A 17,297-nucleotide genomic window follows, 5' to 3' on the forward strand; every position below is an offset into this window, starting at 1 on the left:
GCACATCTTCTTGGGCGAGCATCATTGAGTCATCATTCGACGAACCGCACCGAAGCTCTCGACAGTAGAGCTACGCTGCGCATACTGAATATGAATCCGTGGGTGGCTAAATGATCAACGCAAAACTCCTGCAACTGATGGTCGAGCATTCCAACGATGGCATCGTCGTCGCCGAACAGGAAGGCGACGACAGCATCCTTATCTACGTCAACCCCGCTTTCGAACGCCTCACAGGCTATTGCGCCGCCGATATCCTTTATCAGGACTGTCGCTTCCTCCAAGGCCAGGACCACGACCAGGCAGGGCTCGTTGCCATCCGCCAGGCCATCGCCCAAGGGCAGCCCTGCCGTCAGGTGCTGCGCAACTACCGCAAGGATGGCAGCTTGTTCTGGAACGAACTGTCCATCACGCCGGTGCATAACGAGGCGGACCAGTTGACCTACTACATCGGGATCCAGCACGACGTCACGGCACGAATGGAAGCCCAGCAAAGGATCCGGGAACTGGAAGCGCAAGTCGCTGAATTGCAGGGCAAATTGGGCGAGCTCGAAGCTTGATACAAAAAAAGCTGTACAAGGCCGTTGACTTGTACAATTTTAGACGTAGTCTTCAGCTATACCTGTACAAGATTCATTATCTGTACAGGCCTGCCTGGAGACTCGCATGTCCGCCTACCTGCAGCAATTCGCGCAACGCTTCGCGCGGCTCGACGCGCACAATATCGATGCGCTGGTAAACCTGTACAACGAAGAGGTCACTTTTCGCGACCCCCTGCATCAGATTCAGGGTCTTGAGGCACTGAAGGCCTACTTCTCCCAGCTTTACGCCAACGCGCATGACATCCGCTATACCTTCACAGGCGCCGATGAGGTAGGGCCTGGTCAAGGCTATTTGCGTTGGACCTTGCAGTTCCGCCACCCTCGCCTGTCCGGCGGACGGCCGATCACCTTGCAAGGTTGCAGCTACCTGCAATGGCAGGACCGGGTGCATCTGCATCAGGACTTCTTCGACGCAGGAGCCCTGCTCTACGAGCATGTTCCGGTCATGGGCGGCGCTATCCGCTGGCTCAAAGGCAGGTTGGCATGAGCCGTTGCTGGCTGACCGGCGCGAGCAGCGGGATCGGCGCCGAACTTGCGCGATGCCTGCTCGAACAGGGGCACCAAGTGGCACTCGGCAGCCGTCATGCCGAGCGGCTGTCACCCCTTGCCGAACAGTTTCCTGGCCAAGTGCTGCTGGCCATCGGCGACCTCGACGACCCACGCCAGGTAGCCCAGGTCGCCGCCTGCATCGAGCAGGCCTGGGGTGGCCTGGACATGGTCATCCTCAACGCAGGTACCTGCGAATACCTGGAGCCCGGCCGATACGACCCGCAGCTGGTCGAACGCGTGATCCGCACCAACTTCCTCGCGCTGAACCATTGTCTGGCAGCCGCCCTGCCCTTGCTGCGCGCTGGGGAGCGCCCGCACCTGGTGGTGATGGGCAGTTCGGTTACCTGGCTGGCCTTGCCTCGGGCGGGAGCTTATGGCGCATCCAAGGCGGCTGTACGCTACTTGGTGGAATCGCAACGCATCGACCTGGCGCGCGAGGGTATCGACGTGACCTTGGTGAGTCCGGGGTTCGTCGACACGCCGCTGACCCGCCGCAACGACTTCCCCATGCCCCAGATCTGGCCAGCCCAGCGCGCCGCCAGCCATATCGCCAAGCGCCTGCCCCAGCGCCCGCTGGAGATCAATTTCCCCGGCCTATTCACCTTTGTCCTGCGCCTGCTCGGTGCTTTGCCTGCGCGTCTGCGCCTGGCGATTGGCCGACGCCTGGCACGCCATGAACAGGAATGATGCCCCATGCGCATAGCGATCATCGGCAGCGGTATCGCAGGTTTGACCTGCGCCTACCTGTTGTCGCGCAAACACGAAGTGACAGTGTTCGAGGCCGAGCAATGGATCGGCGGGCACACCCATACCCTGGATGTGGACTGGCAGGGCCAACGCTATGCCATCGACACCGGCTTCATCGTCTTCAACGACTGGACCTACCCCCATTTCATACGCCTGCTCGGTCAGCTCGGGGTCGCGTCGCAACCAACGCAGATGAGCTTTTCGGTCCATGACCCGCTCACTGGCCTGGAATACAACGGTCACGACCTCGATACCCTGTTCGCCCAACGCAGAAACCTGTGGTCGCCGGGCTTCTGGGGGATGCTGCGCGACATCCTGCGCTTCAACCGGCAGGCACTGGCCGACCTGGACAACCAGCGCATCGATGCCTCCACCACCCTGGGCAGCTACCTCACGACCCATGGCTATGGGCAACGCTTCATCGAACACTACATCGTACCGATGGGGTCGGCCATCTGGTCGATGTCCCGCGCCGACATGCTCGACTTCCCGCTGCGGTTCTTCGTGCGGTTCTGTCGCAACCATGGCCTGCTGTCGGTCAACGATCGCCCGCAATGGCGGGTCATCCAGGGCGGCTCGCGTAGCTACATCGAGCCGCTGTGCCGACCGTTCGCCGATCGTATTCGCCTTGGCACCAAGGTCCACCGGGTCAGCCGCGACGAGGGGGGGGTGAGCGTTTTCACCAGCGCCGGCACCGAACGCTTCGAAAGCGTGGTGTTTGCCTGCCACAGCGACCAGGCCCTCGGGCTGCTGGAAGCACCCAGCGCCCAAGAGCGCGCCGTGCTAGGCGCCATAGGGTACGCCGAGAACGACGTGGTGCTGCACACCGACATCCGCCTGTTGCCGCGCCGCAGGAAAGCCTGGGCCAGTTGGAACTACCGCTTGGGCGGCGCCGAGCATGCCCCGGCCGCGGTCACCTACAACATGAACATTCTTCAGGGTATCCAGGCGCCGGCGACCTTCTGCGTCAGTCTCAACCAAACCGCACTCATAGACCCGGCACACATCATCGCCCGCCTGCGTTACGCCCACCCACAATACAGCCTGGCCGCCTCCACCGCGCAGGCAAGGCAGGAACAGATACAAGGCCATCTGCACAGTTACTTCTGCGGTGCCTATTGGGGCAATGGTTTTCATGAAGACGGCGTGGTGAGCGCGCTGCAGGTGGCGCGCCACTTTGGAGAGCAGCTGTGAACAGCAGCCTTTGCCTGGGCTGGCTCAGCCACCGCCGCCTGGCGCCACGCCCCCACGCGTTCCGTTACCGGGTAGGCATGTTCTTGCTGGACCTGGACGAACAAGCCGCATGGCTGGGGCTGTCGCGCTGGATCGGACGCTGGCGCCTGGCCCCTCTGAGCTGGCGCGACACCGACTACCTGCCCGCCCTGACCCGCCAAGGTACACCGCTAGCCGAAGCTGCCCGCACATTGGTCGGTCAGGCCACCGGCCGCACACCCACTGGACACGTCCAACTGCTGACGCAATTGCGTTGCTGGGGGCTGTCGTTCAATCCGGTGAGTTTCTACTTCTGCCATGACCACGACGGGCAGCTGGCGGCGATCCTGCTGGAAGTCCGCAACACTCCCTGGCGCGAGCGCTACCACTATGTGCTGCCGGTAGAGGGCAACCTGGCGACGTCCTTCACCCTGGCCAAGGCCTTCCATGTGTCGCCGTTCATGCCGTTGAACATGGACTACCGCCTGCACTTTCGCCTGGCGGCGACGCAAGTACGCATTCACATGCAGAACTGGCAGGACGGCCAGAAAGTCTTCGATGCCGATCTCGCCCTGCAGCTTCAGCCCCTGGATAGGCGCGCACTGCGGAGGTACATCCTGACCTTCCCCTGGATGAGCTTGCGCACCGTCTCGGCCATCTACTGGCAGGCGCTGCGCCTTCTACTCAAACGCACGCCCATCCATGACCACACCGAACGCCAGGGCGACCTGGTACTCGGCCAACCCTGCGAGGACCCCAACCATGCCCAACCCCACTCTGAGCGTTAGCAAGTCCGCAGGCCTGGCGCCCTTGCTCGGCACATTGGCACGTAACGCCCTGCTCGCCCAATTGGGCAAGTTACGCCACGGCCACCTGCGGCTGCTCAGCCATGGGCGGCAGTGGAACTTTGGCGATGCCGCCAGCCCGTTGCAGGCCGAGGTGGAGATTCTCGATGACGCAGCCTGGGGCATGATCGCCGGGAATGGCTCGATTGGCGCCGGCGAGGCGTATATCCATGGCTACTGGCGCAGCCCGGACCTTGCGCGGGTGACCCGCCTGTTCGTGGCCAACCTCGACGTACTGGACGCCCTGGAAGGTGGCCTGGCACGTCTTGGCCGACCAGCCCTGCGCCTGCTGCACCGGTTGAACCGCAACAGCCGGCGCGGTGCCCGGCGCAACATCCTGGCCCACTACGATCTGGGCAACGCACTGTTCGAGCAGTTGCTGGACCCGACCATGATGTATTCCGCGGCCAAGTTCGAGCATCCAGGGCAAACCCTGGAACAGGCGCAACTGAACAAGCTGGAGCGCATCTGCCAGAAGCTCGAACTCAGCCCGAACGACCACCTGCTGGAAATCGGCTGCGGTTGGGGCAGCCTGGCCATCCATGCCGCAACCCGCTACGGCTGCCGAGTCACCACCACCACGCTGTCGCAAGCGCAGTACAGCTATACCTTGCAGCGGGTCCGGGACCTTGGCCTGGAGCAGCGCGTGACCGTACTGCAAGACGACTACCGCGACCTGGTCGGCAGCTACGACAAGCTGGTGTCCATCGAAATGATCGAGGCCGTGGGCCACCGCTACCTACCGACCTACTTCCGCCAGTGCGCCGCCCTGCTCAAGCCCGACGGGCTGATGCTGCTGCAGGCCATCACCATCCGTGACCAGCGCTATGCCCAGGCGCGGCGCTCTGTGGACTTCATCCAACGCTACATCTTCCCCGGTGGCGCCCTGCCGTCGCTGAGCGTGATGCTCGACACCGCCAGCCGGCAGACCGCGCTCAACCTCGTGCATCTGGAAGATTTCGGTGTGGACTATGCACGCACGCTGGAGCATTGGCGCGACAACCTGCGCCAGTCACGCACCACGCTGGCCGCGCTGGGATACGACGACACGTTCCAGCGCTTGTGGGAGTTCTACCTGTGCTATTGCCAGGGCGGTTTCGAAGAGCGTGCAATCGGTGTATCACAATTGCTGTGGGCAGCCCCCTTGGCCCGGCGTGCGCCGTTGCCAGCACAGCCATGATGCCCAGCGCCTGGCTGGTGGCCAACGCCCTATGGTTGCAGGCCGGCTGGTGGCTTTGCGTGCTCGGCGCAAAATACCCGTGGCTGTTGCTACTGGTGCCGATCGGGCTGGCCGTGCACCTGTACCTGTGCGCGGACCTTGCCGCCGAGACCAAGGCGTTGTGGCGGGTCACACTGGCCGGCTGCGTCATGGACAGTCTGCTGGGATCGTTGGGCGTTTTCGATTTCGGCACCTGGCCACTGCCCCTGTGGCTGGGGCTTTTGTGGCTGGTGCTGGCCAGCGGCTTGCGCCACAGCTTGGCCTGGGCTGGCAGCCCATTCTGGCGTGGCGCACTGCTGGGTGCTCTGGGCGGCCCGGCGGCTTACCTGGGCGGTGCCGGGCTGGCTGATGTGGCGCTACCCTTGGGGTCACTGCCCACCGCGCTGTTGCTGGCCCCGATCTGGGCGCTGGCCTTCCCCCTGCTGGTGCGCATCGCCGCGTGGCGCTGACCTTCGGCAGCGCTGCGAGCAGTACCGCACCTGGTCCCAACACCGCGCCCAGCGCTTGCGCCAATCGAATGGGCGACCACACACCACGCAAACCTTGCTCGGCAATAAACCCTTCTTCATAGCGCCTCCCCGGCATCCAGCCGTGCCAACAACTCCTGGCCACGCTCCCACACCGCTTGGCGACGCGCCGGTGACATGTTGTCGAGGCTTCCATAGACCAGGCGCAGGCGCGGATTGGCAGATAGCTGGGCACGATGCCGAATCAGAAAATGCCAGTACAGCGCATTGAACGGGCAGGCATTCTCCTCCGTGACCTGCCCGACCTTGTAGCTGCAGGCCTGGCAATGGTTGGACATCCGCTGGATGTATCGACCACTCGCGCAATAGGGTTTGGAGCCCAGATAGCCGCCATCGGCGTGCATCACCATGCCCAAGGTATTGGGCAGCTCGACCCAATCGAACGCATCGATATACACCGCCAGGTACCACTGGCAAATGGCGTCTGGTGCGATGCCGGCCAACAGAGCGAAATTGCCAGTGACCATCAGCCGCTGGATATGGTGCGCGTAGCCAAGCCGCAGGGTCTGCCCAATGGCCTGCGCCATGCAGCGCATGCGCGTATCCCCGGTCCAGTAGAACGTCGGCAGCGCGCGATCGTTGCCCAGGTGGTTCAGCCCAGCATACTCGGGCATGCGCAACCAGTAGATGCCCCGCACGTATTCGCGCCAGCCGATCAACTGACGAATGAAGCCCTCAGCGGCATTGAGCGGTACCTGGCCGCTGCGCCAGGCGTGGTCGACATCCGCGCACAACTGCCGGACATCCAGCAGCCCGACATTCAGGGCCGCACTGATGCGTGCATGGAACAGGTACGGTTCGAATTCGGCCATGGCGTCCTGGTAATCGCCGAATGCCGCCAGGCCAAAGTCGAGAAAATGCTGCCAGAGCTGCTGGGCCTGACCATGGGTCACGGGGTAATCGAAACCGTCCATGGCACCGTAATGATCATTGAAACGCTGCCGGACCAAGTCCACCACCGTTTGGGTGATCGCATCCTGGTCGAACTGCGCCGGAATCGGCCCGCGCAGGCCTCGCGGCAAGGATTTGCGATTGTCGGCATCGAAGTTCCACGAGCCGCCTGCCGGACTGCCGTCGGGCTCCAACAGCAGGCCACAACGCTTGCGCATGCCTCGGTAGAAATGCTCCATGCGCAGTTGCGTGCGCCCTTGCGCCCAGCGCGCAAATGCCTCGCGCGAGCACAAGAAGCGGGTATCGCGATGCCACACCAGCGGCAGCCCGGCATCGCGCAGCGCCTGTTCCAGACGCCACTCGCCGCATTCGGTCAGGTGAATTTCGCTCGCACCGAGCACCTTGCACCAGCGCCGCAGCTCGCCGGCGATGCTGCCGCTGTTGCCTTCGGCATCCAGCTCGACGTAATGCACCTGCCACCCACGCTCGCGCAGGGCCTGGGCGAAATGACGCATGGCGCTGAAGATGAACATGATCTTGTGCGGATGATGCGGCACATAGCGGGCCTCCCCCTGGACTTCGGCCATGAGGACGGCGTCCTGGGTCGGGTCCAGCGCCGCCAGGCTCGCCAGGTCGAATGACAGCTGGTCACCGAGCACCAGGCCGAGACGCATTGCGTTGGTCACCATTGGCTGGCCATGGTCAGAGGCCCTTATTCAGTTGCAGGGAGCGCCTTCCGGCAGACGGCGGAAGAACAAGGTGATCTGCCCGAGTTCCACGCCCAGTTTGCTCATGCGCGAGCGATTGATCAGGGTGTCGTCGTCCATCAGGTACATCCAGTCGTCCAGGTCGACCTCCCAGTGCCGCCCGTCCACGGGCAGATCCAGCTGGTAGCGCCAGCGCAGCGCATTGCCCGCCACCTCGCCGCGGGCCTCGCCAATCACGTCCGCCGCGGTTCCGCGCCAGCGGCCAGGGCCGTCTGGCACGAGGGTCCAGACGCGCCGTTGACGCGTGCCATCGCTGTAAAGAAAACGCTCGTCGAGGATCAGCCGCTCACCGTCCCGCCGGCTGGCGATGCACACGTGAAAACGCTTGACCACTTCCCCGGAGCGCTTCTGGAACATGCCCCAGGCCTGCACCGGCTGCGAGAAGAAACTCGCCAGGTCTAATTTCGGCTGCTCCGAGGCGTAGCGCTCGACGCCAACATTGCCACAGCTACCCAATAAAACGCAGGCCGCCAACACCAGTGCCCTGTACATGCTCATGCTCCTTCGTCGTCGCTAACCTGCCCCAGCAAGCGCAGGCGCAGTCGAGGGTCTCTGGCCCGAGGGTCGAGCCATATCGCAAAGAACGCCCGCGCAAAGGCCGGGTCGGCGATTTCCCGGTGGAGCGTGCCGTCGACATAGAAGCGGCATCCCTCACCCGGCAAGTACAAACCGGTGATGCGCATTCCAGGGCGCACATCCACGAATGCCGTTTGAATCAGCTCGGCCCATGCAGCGATTTGCTCCGGCGTCACGGCCCCCGTGTTCAGTCGGCGAATCTCATCCATGCTGGCCTGGACCAGAGTTTCGCGGGAAATCGGTCGGTGGTAGAGCAGCTCCAGCGCAAAGGGCTGTCGCCAATCCTGTACAGGTCCGTTGGTCCAAAGCCTGGCGCTGTAGACACGCAACCCGAACCAGGTGAACTCACCGCTGCCCAGTCGCTGTGCCGTGGGCAGCGCTGTCCGCCAGTCGGCTGCTGCCGCTTGCAGGCAGATCAACAGGAACCACAGGCAGGTCCAACGCGCAGCGTGCGTCATGCTGACCTCCAGCTCACTCAATCCTGTACAAGAAGATACATTTGTACAACTTTATGAAGGGGATGTACAGCTTCTGACGAAACCTGCCCTCACGTCCGACTTGCAATACATCCGGAAAATCGTATATTCGGAAAATCATATACGCTCAGTGCACCCCTGCGGGCTGGCAGTGAAACCCAGCCACCGAGACACGCCATGACTGACCCGCTGTCACCCCTCCAGGTTTTCAAATGCCTCGCCGATGAGAATCGCATCCGGATGATGCTGCTGATCGCCCGCGAGCAAGAGCTCTGCGTCTGTGAGCTGACCTGCGCACTGGAACAAAGCCAACCCAAGGTTTCCCGCCATCTGGCGCAACTGCGCACCTGTGACCTGCTGGAGGACCGCCGGCAAGGCCAATGGGTCTATTACCGCCTGCATCCAGCGCTGCCCGCCTGGGTGCGAGAGGTACTGGCAATCACCCTCGAGGCCAATCGCGAATGGCTGAGTCGCACTGCCGATCGGCTGGACGCCATGGGGGATCGCCCACGGCGCGTCGCCACCTGCTGCTGATGCCATCGGATGGAAGAACCTCCTTCGCCTTCACCCTGAACAAGACCGACGTCCGCTGCATCGGTCATCGAGCGGCCATTGCCCCCCTACCCCTATGAGCGCTCTCTGAGCACAACCTGAGTACAACGACATGGCAATCAAAGTAGGCATCAACGGATTCGGACGTATCGGCCGCCTGGCGCTGCGCGCATCCTGGGAATGGCCAGAGTTCGAATTCGTCCGGATCAACGACCCAGCCGGCGACGCCAAGACACACGCCCATCTGGTCAACTTCGACTCGGTCCACGGCCGCTGGCACCGCGAAGCCAGCGCAGACGGCGACTCGGTGGTAATCGATGGCAAGCGCATCAAGGTCAGCGCGAACAAAACCCTTGCAGAAACCGACTGGTCCGACTGCGACCTGGTGATCGAGGCCAGCGGCAAGATGAAGTCGGTGGCCGTGCTCCAGGCCTATCTGGATCAGGGCGTCAAACGCGTGGTGGTGTGTGCGCCAGTCAAGGAAAAGGGCGCGCTTAACGTGGTGATGGGTGTCAACCAGCACGTGTTCGACCCGGCCCTGCACCGCATCGTCACCGCTGCTTCCTGCACCACCAATTGCCTGGCTCCGGTGGTCCAGGTAATTCATCAGCACCTGGGCATCCGCCACGGTTCGATCACCACCATCCACGACCTGACCAATACCCAAAGCATCCTCGATACGCCACACAAGGACTTGCGTCGCGCCCGGGCCTCAGGCATGAGCCTGATCCCCACCACCACCGGCTCGGCCACTGCGATCGCGGAAATCTTCCCTGAGCTGCGCGGCAAGCTCAATGGTCACGCCGTGCGTGTCCCGCTGGCCAATGCCTCGCTGACCGACTGTGTGTTCGAGGTTCAACGCGCGACCACCGCCGAAGAGGTCAATGCCCTGCTCAAAGCGGCTGCCGAAGGTGCGTTGAAGGGCATCCTGGGCTATGAAGAACGGCCATTGGTGTCCATCGACTACCGCACCGATCCACGCTCCTCGATCATCGACGCGCTGTCCACGCTGGTGGTCAACGGTACCCAGGTGAAGATCTACGCCTGGTACGACAACGAATGGGGCTATGCCAACCGTGCAGCAGAACTGGCCCGACTCGTCGGCATGGCGGAGTAGACAACGATCATGAAGGCGTTGTCAGCCCTGTCCGGGGACGTGCGTCAATACCTGCTGGTGACCGGCAATTACTGGGCCTTCACGCTCACCGACGGCGCGTTACGCATGCTGGTGGTCCTGCACTTCCATGCACTGGGCTATACGCCGCTGCAGATCGCGGCGTTGTTCCTGTTCTATGAAGTGTTCGGCGTGATCACCAACCTGACGGGGGGCTATCTTGGCGCACGCCTGGGGCTCAATCGCACCATGAACATCGGCCTGGGCATGCAAGTCGTGGCCTTGATGATGCTGACGGTCCCGGCGGCCGGGCTGACGGTGCCCTGGGTGATGGCTGCCCAGGCGCTGTCTGGCATCGCCAAGGACCTCAACAAGATGAGCGCCAAAAGTTCGATCAAGCTGTTGGTGCCGGACAGCCAGCAAGGCACCCTCTACCAGTGGGTGGCCATCCTCACCGGCTCGAAGAACGCGCTCAAAGGCGTGGGCTTCTTCCTCGGCGGAGCGCTGCTCGCGCTGCTTGGTTTCACCCACGCGGTGCTGTCCATGGCGGCCGTGTTGGCAGCGGTTTGGATCGGCAGTTTGCTCCTGCTGAAAAAAGACCTTGGCAAGGCCAAGGCCAAACCGAAGTTCCGCGACATGCTGTCCAAGAGCCGGGCGATCAACATCCTCTCGGCTGCACGGCTGTTCCTGTTCGGGGCCCGCGACGTGTGGTTCGTGGTGGCGTTGCCGGTCTATCTGAGCGCCACTTTCGGCTGGGACTTCTGGATGGTCGGCGGTTTTCTGGCCGCCTGGGTCATCGGCTACGGCATCGTCCAGTCGTTCGCCCCTTACCTCACCGGCAAGAAGCAAGGCCATGTGCCCGACGGCCGAGCCGCCTTCACCTGGGCCATCGCCCTGGCCGGGCTGCCCCTGCTCATGGCACTGGGCCTCACAGCCGGTGGCTCGGCCCAGATCGTGCTACTGGGCGGGCTGATGTTGTTCGGCGTGCTGTTCGCGGTGAACTCATCGCTGCACAGCTATTTGATCGTGAGCTATGCCAAGGAGGATGGCGTTTCCCTGGACGTGGGCTTCTACTACATGTCCAACGCCCTGGGACGGCTGATGGGCACGCTGCTTTCGGGTTGGGTATTCCAGGCCTATGGCCTGGAGGCCTGCTTGTGGGTTTCCAGCGTTTTCGTCCTGGCTGCGGCACTCATCTCGGTCGGATTGCCAAGGCACGGCAACCGGGTACGACAGCACGACTGAGCGGCGCCGAACAGCGCAGGCTGTGGGGCCTGCGCTGTTCGGGTTCTACCGACGGGCGCGAATCGCTTCGATGCCATTGAACACCAGCATGCCCAGCAACATGGCTGCCACGAACAGCCAGGCCTGCCAATAACCACCCGGCAACAGCACCAGCGCAGGGCCCGGGCATACGCCAGCCAGCCCCCAACCAATGCCGAACAGCAGGCTTCCGCCTACCAGGCGACGGTCGATGTCACGCCGGGTGGGCAACTGCATCGTGCCCCCCAACAGCGCCACCGACTGTCGGCGCGCCCAGGCCATCGGCACCAACGCTGCGCCAATGGCACCGACCATGACCAATGCAAGCGAAGGATCCCACTGCCCGGCCAGGTCGAGAAATCCAAGCACCTTGGCGGGATTCGCCATGCCGGACAGCAACAAGCCCAACCCGAACAGCAACCCTGCGATGAAACCAGTGATCCGCGTCATGTCACACGCCCGCCAGAAGATGCCGAGCGACGAACACGGTGGCGAACCCGGCCGCCATGAAGCACAGCGTCGCCACTGCCGAACGGGGTGACAGCCGCGACAGGCCACACACCCCGTGACCGCTGGTGCAGCCGCCGCCGTAGCGAGTGCCCAGGCCGACCAGCAGCCCTGCGACCATGAGAACCCAGGGTGCACGGGTGAACTCCACGGCGGGAAGCGACACGAACACCTGCCACAGCAGCGGTGCAGCGATGATGCCCAGCAGGAACGCAGCTTTGTCGCCACGCCCCTCCCCTGACCGCTGCAACATCGAAGCCAGCAACCCACTGATACCGGCTATCCGCCCGTTGGCTGCAGCGAACAGCCCTGCGGCCAGACCAATCAGCACGCCTCCTCCGAGCGCCGACCATGGCGTGAAGGCATTCATGTCAACAAGCATCGCAACGCTCCAACTCAAGAGAAAGGGGTGGGCATGCCCTTATTCTAGCCCTGGGCCAGCAGGGTTGAAATCCGAGTCTGCGGCAGCCCGCCGTGGCTTGGGGATAGGTGAATTACTGCTACGCTTTTCAGAGGCTGGCCGGTAATCCTCGTTGCTGCATTGCCAGTTCAGCACCGATGAGTTCCATTGTCGTTCGGGCCCACCCTTTGCGCATGACCTTTGCTCAACAAAGGTGCCGACATGGCTGACTTCAAGAAGCATTCGACCAAGCGGTTGTCCAAGGTGAAAGACGACATCCGTGAAGAAAAGAATTTCCATTCGCGCAAGGAGAGACTGGAGGCCGGTAAACGTCTGCGAGACGTCGTTCCGCGGGCGGCTCATGCAACGTGGAAATCCAAGCCCAGGCAGCGTGATCCCGTCGGTTTGCTCGAACTGTCCAACCGTGACCGCCATCCGGCACTGGTGCCTGTCCGTTATGGGCGAATGCTGCGCAGCCCATTCACCTTCTTGCGTGGCTCGGCCGGCCTGATGGCACGCGACCTCGCCACGCTGCCTTGTACCGGCGTACACGTCCAAGCCTGCGGCGATTGCCACCTGCTCAACTTTGGCTTGTTCGCCACCCCCGAACGTAACCTGATCTTCGATATCAACGACTTCGACGAGACACTTCCCGCGCCGTGGGAATGGGACATCAAACGGTTGGCAGTCAGCTTTGCCGTCGCCGCCCAAGACAATCGGCTGAACGACAAAGAGGCCGGACAATTGGCCATGGCCTGCGTGGAGGCCTACCGCAAGCGCATGCGTGAATTGTCGGATATGAGCCCGCTTGACGTCTGGTACGACCGCCTGGACGCTCAGGCCATCATCGACATGGCCCCCAACGAGAAATACCGCAAGGCGCGCGAAGCATTGATGGCCAGGGCCAGAACGCGGATCGGGGACTACCTGTATCCCCAGATCAGCGATGAAGTGGGCGGTAGGCGACGCCTGGTCGACCAGCCTCCGATCCTGTTCCATATCCAAGAAGCCGGTTTCGCCAAGCGCGTGAAGCTTGCACTTGAGGATTACCGCCGTTCATTGCTACCCGAGCGCAGAGTGCTCTACGACCGCTATCGCCTGGAGGACTTCGCAGTGAAAGCCGTGGGCATTGGCAGCGTGGGCACGTTCTGCTTCGTCGGCTTGTTCTTTTCGGCCGAAAACCATCCGCTGCTGCTGCAATTCAAGGAAGCCTGCCCGTCCGTGCTGGCGCCCTATGCCGGCAAAAGCGAGTTTGCCAATCAAGGTCAGCGAGTGGTTACCGGCCAGCGCCTTTCGCAATCCGCCAGCGACATTTTTCTGGGCTGGACCGAAAGCACCAAGGGCCGGCAGTTTTTCGTCCGACAGCTACGCGATATGAAGATGTCATTGCCAGTGGAAGGTGCGACCTTCGAGCAGATGAACATGTATGCGCAGGTGTGTGGCATGACGTTGGCGCGGGCGCATGCCAAGTCAGGGGACGCAGCGCTGATCAGTGGGTATCTCGGCAAGTCGGACGCCTTCGATCAAGCCCTTGGCAAGTTCGCACTGGCTTATGCCAAGCAAAATGCCATGGACTACGCGGCGCTGGTCAATGCCGAGAAAAAGGGCAGGATCAAGGCACTTCGCGAGGAAGACGATTGAGCACTGCCATGGCCTATGCCATGGGGGGTGACCTAACTGCATTCATCTGGATTCAAGAAGATGCATGACCCTCGTTTTCCCCCAGCGCGTTCAAGATCGTCTGGTTTCCACGGGGCCGTTCTCGTCGCGACCATACTGATGCTGACCGCCTGTTCAACCCTCGGTCCCTCCACCATCGAGCGCGACAGAAGCGATTACGCGACCGTCATAGCCACGACCTGGAAAGAACAGACCCTGTTGAACATCGTCAAGTTGCGTTACGCCGATGCCCCCGTCTATTTGGAGGTGTCATCGGTGATCAGTTCCACGGCCATCCAAAGTCAGGTGAACCTCAGCGCCAGTTGGTTCAGCGGTTCGCCCGCTGAGGGTAACAACCAGACCTTGGGCGCTTCAGGCCTCTACACAGATCGCCCTACCATCAGCTACACACCGTTGTCCGGCGAACGCTTCTCCCGTTACCTGCTCACGCCCCTTTCGCCAGCGGCTATATTCTCGCTCGTCCAGGCGGGCTATCCGGTCGATCGTGTGCTGCACCTGACCACGCGTGCCGCAAACGGCTTGTACAACAGGTCAACCTCCCCGTCTCGGCTGCGTGCAGCAGACCCAGAGTTCTATGCGGTGCTGGATGCGCTTCGGCGGATTCAGCGTTCGGAAAAGCTGGGCATGCGAATCAGCCAACGTGCCGGGACTGACAGTGAACTGCTGCTGATCGCCGACACCCGGTCGGAAATCGTCGAAACCGATCGCCGACTGGTGCGCCAGTCGCTGCACCTTCGACCCGACGCGGAGATACTGAAACTCACCTTCGGCTCGGTGCAGAGGGACGATACCGAGGTGGCCTTGCTGACACGTTCGATGTCGGAGATCTTCTCGGAGATCGCCGCCACCATCGAAGCCCCGCCCATCCATGTGCAAGAGGGTCGGGCAAACCCCGAACCCGCCCTTCCCAAGGTTTCCAACGAATGGGACACGCCACTGGTGCGTATCCATTCAAGCGAGCGAAAGCCAGACAATGCCTATGCCGCCGTGCACTACCGCGATCACTGGTTCTGGATAGACGATCGCGACCTGAAGTCCAAGTCCGAGTTCCTCTTCATTCTCGTGCTCTTGTCCCTCGCCGAAACTGGCGTAGCCCCGGAAACACCGGTCATCACGATCCCCGCCAACTAGTCAGGCAGCGGATACAGGCTTTGCAGCAAACGATCCTGCGCGGACAGGGGACCTAGATGGCGAACGAACAGGGCCTCGCCTTGTGGGCCCGAAAGTGCCTGGCTCAAGGCGGTATCCACCAACAAACGAAAATCGTCGTCTCCTCTTGGCATCGACAACGCCACCCGGCTCATGACGAACAAGTGATCCGGAACCCACAGCTGGTCGCGCTCAGCTTGCCGGGCCTGATAGGCCAGCAGGACCACCCTGTCTCCCAGGAGCGCGTCGACCTTGCGGTCGACCACCCGCTGCACCCCTTCCGCGTACGTCGACACTTCCTGGAGCGTGGATTGCAAACCAAGCTGGCGGATCCGCTCATGGGCCCAGCGACTGCTCAAGGTGCCACGCAGGACGGCAAAGCTGTGCTTGCTCAACCCCGCGTTGATCGTCGCGCGCCAGCGCGGGCTGGTGTCCTGCGCGCCACCGCTGAGGGGGCCGAGCAAGGTATTCGGTGCATCACGCCTGACCAGAGCCGCAAGGCCGGAAGTAAAGACCGCGATGGAAAAGTCCAAGGTGCCCCTTCTGGATAGGGTTTCCACCATCGGTGTACAGAGCAGGTCGACCTGCCCGTCACCCACGGTGCGAACAGCCTCCGGCTCTGCCAGGGAGCGCCAGCGTACCTGCAAGCCCGCGAGCCCGGGCGACTCCCGAAGGCGTGCGACGACTGCCTGGCAAAGGTCGATGGAGTACCCCTCCGGTGCCTGTTCGCTGCCAGATGAGAAGGGAGCGAACCCCTCCACGAATCCGAGATTGAGCACCTGCCCTTGCCTTAACCTGCTCAATACGTCCGCAGCGGCGACAGTGCTGTCTGCTACCGCGCACAACAGCAAACTGGCAAGACACCAACCGGTCGCTTTCAATGAACGCTTCATGGCGCACCTCCGATCATGTCCAACGCCTTGACGAAACGCTTGGCAATGAAACCGAACAGCAGGTAGCCCAGCGCCATGATCAGAGCGGCACCGAATACGGCTTCCAGGCCCGAGGCGTACAGTGCGTAGAAGCAATAGCACACCGCGACCACCATGACCGCGCTGTTACGGCGAAAAATGGCTGCCTGAACCTGGGCCTTGTACATGATCACCAACAGCCCGGTCAGCGAGGTGATGTAGGGAATGATGTTGGTCACGGCAGCCAGGTTGACCAGTTTGCTGAACTGGGCGCTGGCATTGGGCGAGAGCGTCGACAGGGCAATGAGGCTCTGCAGCACGGCGCAGGTCAGCATGCCTATCAATGGCACACCACGTGCCGTGGTGCGCGTGAACAGCGTTGGGAAAAGCCCCTGCCCGGCAGTCACTCTGGCGGTTTCAGCCAAGGTGAATTGCCAGCCGAGCAACGAACCCACACAGGCGATTACCGCCAAGGCCATGATGACATTGCCGACAGCGTCATTGAACATCTGCGCATAGACCAGGGCGAAGGGCGCGCTGGCGTTTGCAAGTTCCGGGTTCGGCACGATGCCCTGGATGACACTGGTCGAAAGAATGTAGATCACCGCTGCGCCAAGGGTGCCGAGCAAGCACGCCAGAGGCACATTGCGCTTGGGGTTTTCCACCGCGTCGGAGTTCTGCGCAGCCGATTCCATGCCCAGGAACGCCCACAAGGTCAGCGGAATACTGTTGGTAATGGCCTGGGCGACCGGCATTTGACCCGGGTTCCAGGCATCCTGGAAGGTCGCGGGGCTGAACCAGTGCCACCCGATCAGGCTTAAACCGGCAACCGGGACGATGACGCCCCACACGCTGACAGCGCCAATACGACCGGTAACTTCGGCTCCCCCCAGGTTGGACAAGGTGGTAAACCAGATCAACGTCACCGCTCCAACCAATAGCGGCCCACCACCAGTTCCAAGCCAGGGAATGAAAGGCGTGAGGTAGCCAACGGCAGAAATGGCGATGGCTACATTGCCAATCATCAGCGACAGGAAGTAAAGGTAGGAGCACAGAAAGAAAGCAGACTTGCCATGGGCTTGTTCACTGTAGGCAGACATGCCGCCCGATTGCGTGCAGTAGATGCCGCATTGGGCGAAACAGTAGGCGATAGCCATCGAGCCGATGGCCGTAATCACCCAGGACAGCAGCGAGACGGCGCCGATCTGCGCCATGCTTGCCGGCAGCATGATGATGCCCGAACCCATCATATTCACAGTGACCAGCGTCGTCAGTCCGACCAGGCCCATTTTCTTTGCTTTATCACGCATGGC

19 protein-coding genes and 1 pseudogene are annotated in these 17,297 nt (G+C 62.2%); 12 read left to right on the forward strand and 8 right to left on the reverse strand.

From position 1 onward, the window contains the following. Positions 1-110: 110 nt before the first annotated feature. The 7 genes from H620_RS0103440 (at position 111) to H620_RS0103470 (ending at position 5,620) form a co-directional block, all read left to right on the forward strand. Positions 111-557, forward strand: a complete 447-nt coding sequence (locus H620_RS0103440; RefSeq protein WP_023380940.1) for a PAS domain S-box protein — start codon at positions 111-113, stop codon at positions 555-557. Between the two features lie 106 nt (positions 558-663). After that, positions 664-1,086, forward strand: coding sequence for a nuclear transport factor 2 family protein (locus H620_RS0103445; RefSeq protein ID WP_023380941.1), 423 nt, complete (start codon positions 664-666; stop codon positions 1,084-1,086). Continuing rightward, positions 1,083-1,835 (forward strand): SDR family NAD(P)-dependent oxidoreductase, encoded by a 753-nt coding sequence (locus H620_RS0103450; RefSeq protein WP_027906723.1) that lies wholly within the window; start codon positions 1,083-1,085, stop codon positions 1,833-1,835. Before H620_RS0103445 ends, H620_RS0103450 begins: the two co-directional genes overlap by 4 nt. Before the next feature lie 6 nt (positions 1,836-1,841). Continuing rightward, on the forward strand, positions 1,842-3,089 hold the full coding sequence (locus H620_RS0103455) for an NAD(P)/FAD-dependent oxidoreductase (RefSeq protein ID WP_023380943.1): 1,248 nt from the start codon (positions 1,842-1,844) through the stop codon (positions 3,087-3,089). Further along, positions 3,086-3,895, forward strand: a complete 810-nt coding sequence (locus H620_RS0103460; RefSeq protein WP_023380944.1) for a DUF1365 domain-containing protein — start codon at positions 3,086-3,088, stop codon at positions 3,893-3,895. Before H620_RS0103455 ends, H620_RS0103460 begins: the two co-directional genes overlap by 4 nt. Beyond that, complete coding sequence (locus H620_RS0103465) at positions 3,870-5,132, forward strand: SAM-dependent methyltransferase (RefSeq protein ID WP_023380945.1); 1,263 nt, start codon at positions 3,870-3,872, stop codon at positions 5,130-5,132. Before H620_RS0103460 ends, H620_RS0103465 begins: the two co-directional genes overlap by 26 nt. Further along, complete coding sequence (locus H620_RS0103470; protein ID WP_027906724.1) at positions 5,132-5,620, forward strand: DUF2878 domain-containing protein; 489 nt, start codon at positions 5,132-5,134, stop codon at positions 5,618-5,620. The genes H620_RS0103465 and H620_RS0103470 overlap by 1 nt, the downstream gene beginning before the upstream one ends. On the opposite strand, the pseudogene H620_RS27625 reads toward H620_RS0103470, so the two are convergent. The 4 genes and pseudogenes from H620_RS27625 to H620_RS0103485 all read right to left on the reverse strand — a co-directional run. After that, positions 5,618-5,740 (reverse strand): annotated as a pseudogene (locus tag H620_RS27625) (DUF2256 domain-containing protein); the annotation flags it as partial. The gene H620_RS0103470 and the pseudogene H620_RS27625 overlap by 3 nt on opposite strands. Next, on the reverse strand, positions 5,737-7,263 hold the full coding sequence (locus tag H620_RS0103475; protein WP_027906725.1) for a cryptochrome/photolyase family protein: 1,527 nt from the start codon (positions 7,261-7,263) through the stop codon (positions 5,737-5,739). The pseudogene H620_RS27625 and the gene H620_RS0103475, both read right to left, overlap by 4 nt. A 42-nt stretch (positions 7,264-7,305) precedes the next feature. Continuing rightward, positions 7,306-7,854 carry a DUF3833 domain-containing protein gene (locus H620_RS0103480; RefSeq protein ID WP_374375051.1) on the reverse strand — a complete coding sequence of 183 codons (549 nt, stop codon included), beginning with the start codon at positions 7,852-7,854 and terminating at the stop codon, positions 7,306-7,308. Further along, positions 7,851-8,390 (reverse strand): chalcone isomerase family protein, encoded by a 540-nt coding sequence (locus H620_RS0103485; RefSeq protein WP_027906727.1) that lies wholly within the window; start codon positions 8,388-8,390, stop codon positions 7,851-7,853. The genes H620_RS0103480 and H620_RS0103485 overlap by 4 nt, the downstream gene beginning before the upstream one ends. 195 nt (positions 8,391-8,585) lie before the next feature. Here H620_RS0103485 and H620_RS0103495 point away from each other — a divergent pair, with 195 nt between their 5' ends. From H620_RS0103495 to arsJ, 3 genes are all read left to right on the forward strand, one after another. Further along, complete coding sequence (locus H620_RS0103495) at positions 8,586-8,942, forward strand: metalloregulator ArsR/SmtB family transcription factor (RefSeq protein WP_027906728.1); 357 nt, start codon at positions 8,586-8,588, stop codon at positions 8,940-8,942. Positions 8,943-9,072: 130 nt separating this feature from the next. Next, entirely contained in the window at positions 9,073-10,077 is a 1,005-nt protein-coding gene (locus H620_RS0103500; protein ID WP_027906729.1) for an ArsJ-associated glyceraldehyde-3-phosphate dehydrogenase, read from the forward strand. 9 nt (positions 10,078-10,086) lie between these two features. Next, positions 10,087-11,319 carry an organoarsenical effux MFS transporter ArsJ gene (arsJ, locus tag H620_RS0103505; protein ID WP_023380954.1) on the forward strand — a complete coding sequence of 411 codons (1,233 nt, stop codon included), beginning with the start codon at positions 10,087-10,089 and terminating at the stop codon, positions 11,317-11,319. A 45-nt stretch (positions 11,320-11,364) separates the two neighbouring features. Here the strand turns inward: arsJ and H620_RS0103510 are convergent, their stop codons facing one another. Further along, entirely contained in the window at positions 11,365-11,787 is a 423-nt protein-coding gene (locus H620_RS0103510) for a DUF6691 family protein (protein WP_023380956.1), read from the reverse strand. Between the two features lies 1 nt (position 11,788). Further along, a complete protein-coding gene (locus H620_RS0103515) occupies positions 11,789-12,226 on the reverse strand; it encodes a YeeE/YedE family protein (protein WP_023380958.1) in 438 nt (145 codons plus the stop codon). A gap of 240 nt (positions 12,227-12,466) precedes the next feature. Here H620_RS0103515 and H620_RS0103520 point away from each other — a divergent pair, with 240 nt between their 5' ends. Then, on the forward strand, positions 12,467-13,885 hold the full coding sequence (locus tag H620_RS0103520; protein WP_049818691.1) for a DUF2252 domain-containing protein: 1,419 nt from the start codon (positions 12,467-12,469) through the stop codon (positions 13,883-13,885). 138 nt (positions 13,886-14,023) lie between these two features. Then, on the forward strand, positions 14,024-15,055 hold the full coding sequence (locus H620_RS0103525) for a hypothetical protein (RefSeq protein WP_023380961.1): 1,032 nt from the start codon (positions 14,024-14,026) through the stop codon (positions 15,053-15,055). Here the strand turns inward: H620_RS0103525 and H620_RS0103530 are convergent. Together H620_RS0103530 and potE are read right to left on the reverse strand one after the other, a co-directional pair. Then, a complete protein-coding gene (locus H620_RS0103530) occupies positions 15,052-15,966 on the reverse strand; it encodes a transporter substrate-binding domain-containing protein (RefSeq protein ID WP_023380963.1) in 915 nt (304 codons plus the stop codon). The genes H620_RS0103525 and H620_RS0103530 overlap by 4 nt on opposite strands. Further along, the gene (gene potE / locus H620_RS0103535) at positions 15,963-17,294 is read right to left on the reverse strand and encodes a putrescine-ornithine antiporter (RefSeq protein WP_023380964.1); all 1,332 of its coding nucleotides are present in this window, start codon (positions 17,292-17,294) and stop codon (positions 15,963-15,965) included. The genes H620_RS0103530 and potE overlap by 4 nt, the downstream gene beginning before the upstream one ends. Positions 17,295-17,297: the final 3 nt, after the last annotated feature.

This window comes from Pseudomonas taiwanensis DSM 21245 (assembly GCF_000425785.1).
GTDB lineage: Bacteria > Pseudomonadota > Gammaproteobacteria > Pseudomonadales > Pseudomonadaceae > Aquipseudomonas > Aquipseudomonas taiwanensis.

Coding starts and splice junctions, on each gene's coding strand:
- H620_RS0103440 (WP_023380940.1), top strand. CDS start 111: ATGATCAACGCAAAACTCCTGCAACTGATGGTCGAGCATTCCAACGAT.
- H620_RS0103445 (WP_023380941.1), top strand. CDS start 664: ATGTCCGCCTACCTGCAGCAATTCGCGCAACGCTTCGCGCGGCTCGAC.
- H620_RS0103450 (WP_027906723.1), top strand. CDS start 1,083: ATGAGCCGTTGCTGGCTGACCGGCGCGAGCAGCGGGATCGGCGCCGAA.
- H620_RS0103455 (WP_023380943.1), top strand. CDS start 1,842: ATGCGCATAGCGATCATCGGCAGCGGTATCGCAGGTTTGACCTGCGCC.
- H620_RS0103465 (WP_023380945.1), top strand. CDS start 3,870: ATGCCCAACCCCACTCTGAGCGTTAGCAAGTCCGCAGGCCTGGCGCCC.
- H620_RS0103470 (WP_027906724.1), top strand. CDS start 5,132: ATGCCCAGCGCCTGGCTGGTGGCCAACGCCCTATGGTTGCAGGCCGGC.
- H620_RS0103475 (WP_027906725.1), bottom strand. CDS start 7,263: ATGCGTCTCGGCCTGGTGCTCGGTGACCAGCTGTCATTCGACCTGGCG.
- H620_RS0103480 (WP_374375051.1), bottom strand. CDS start 7,854: ATGAGCATGTACAGGGCACTGGTGTTGGCGGCCTGCGTTTTATTGGGT.
- H620_RS0103485 (WP_027906727.1), bottom strand. CDS start 8,390: ATGACGCACGCTGCGCGTTGGACCTGCCTGTGGTTCCTGTTGATCTGC.
- H620_RS0103495 (WP_027906728.1), top strand. CDS start 8,586: ATGACTGACCCGCTGTCACCCCTCCAGGTTTTCAAATGCCTCGCCGAT.
- H620_RS0103500 (WP_027906729.1), top strand. CDS start 9,073: ATGGCAATCAAAGTAGGCATCAACGGATTCGGACGTATCGGCCGCCTG.
- arsJ (WP_023380954.1), top strand. CDS start 10,087: ATGAAGGCGTTGTCAGCCCTGTCCGGGGACGTGCGTCAATACCTGCTG.
- H620_RS0103510 (WP_023380956.1), bottom strand. CDS start 11,787: ATGACGCGGATCACTGGTTTCATCGCAGGGTTGCTGTTCGGGTTGGGC.
- H620_RS0103515 (WP_023380958.1), bottom strand. CDS start 12,226: ATGCTTGTTGACATGAATGCCTTCACGCCATGGTCGGCGCTCGGAGGA.
- H620_RS0103520 (WP_049818691.1), top strand. CDS start 12,467: ATGGCTGACTTCAAGAAGCATTCGACCAAGCGGTTGTCCAAGGTGAAA.
- H620_RS0103525 (WP_023380961.1), top strand. CDS start 14,024: ATGCTGACCGCCTGTTCAACCCTCGGTCCCTCCACCATCGAGCGCGAC.
- H620_RS0103530 (WP_023380963.1), bottom strand. CDS start 15,966: ATGAAGCGTTCATTGAAAGCGACCGGTTGGTGTCTTGCCAGTTTGCTG.
- potE (WP_023380964.1), bottom strand. CDS start 17,294: ATGCGTGATAAAGCAAAGAAAATGGGCCTGGTCGGACTGACGACGCTG.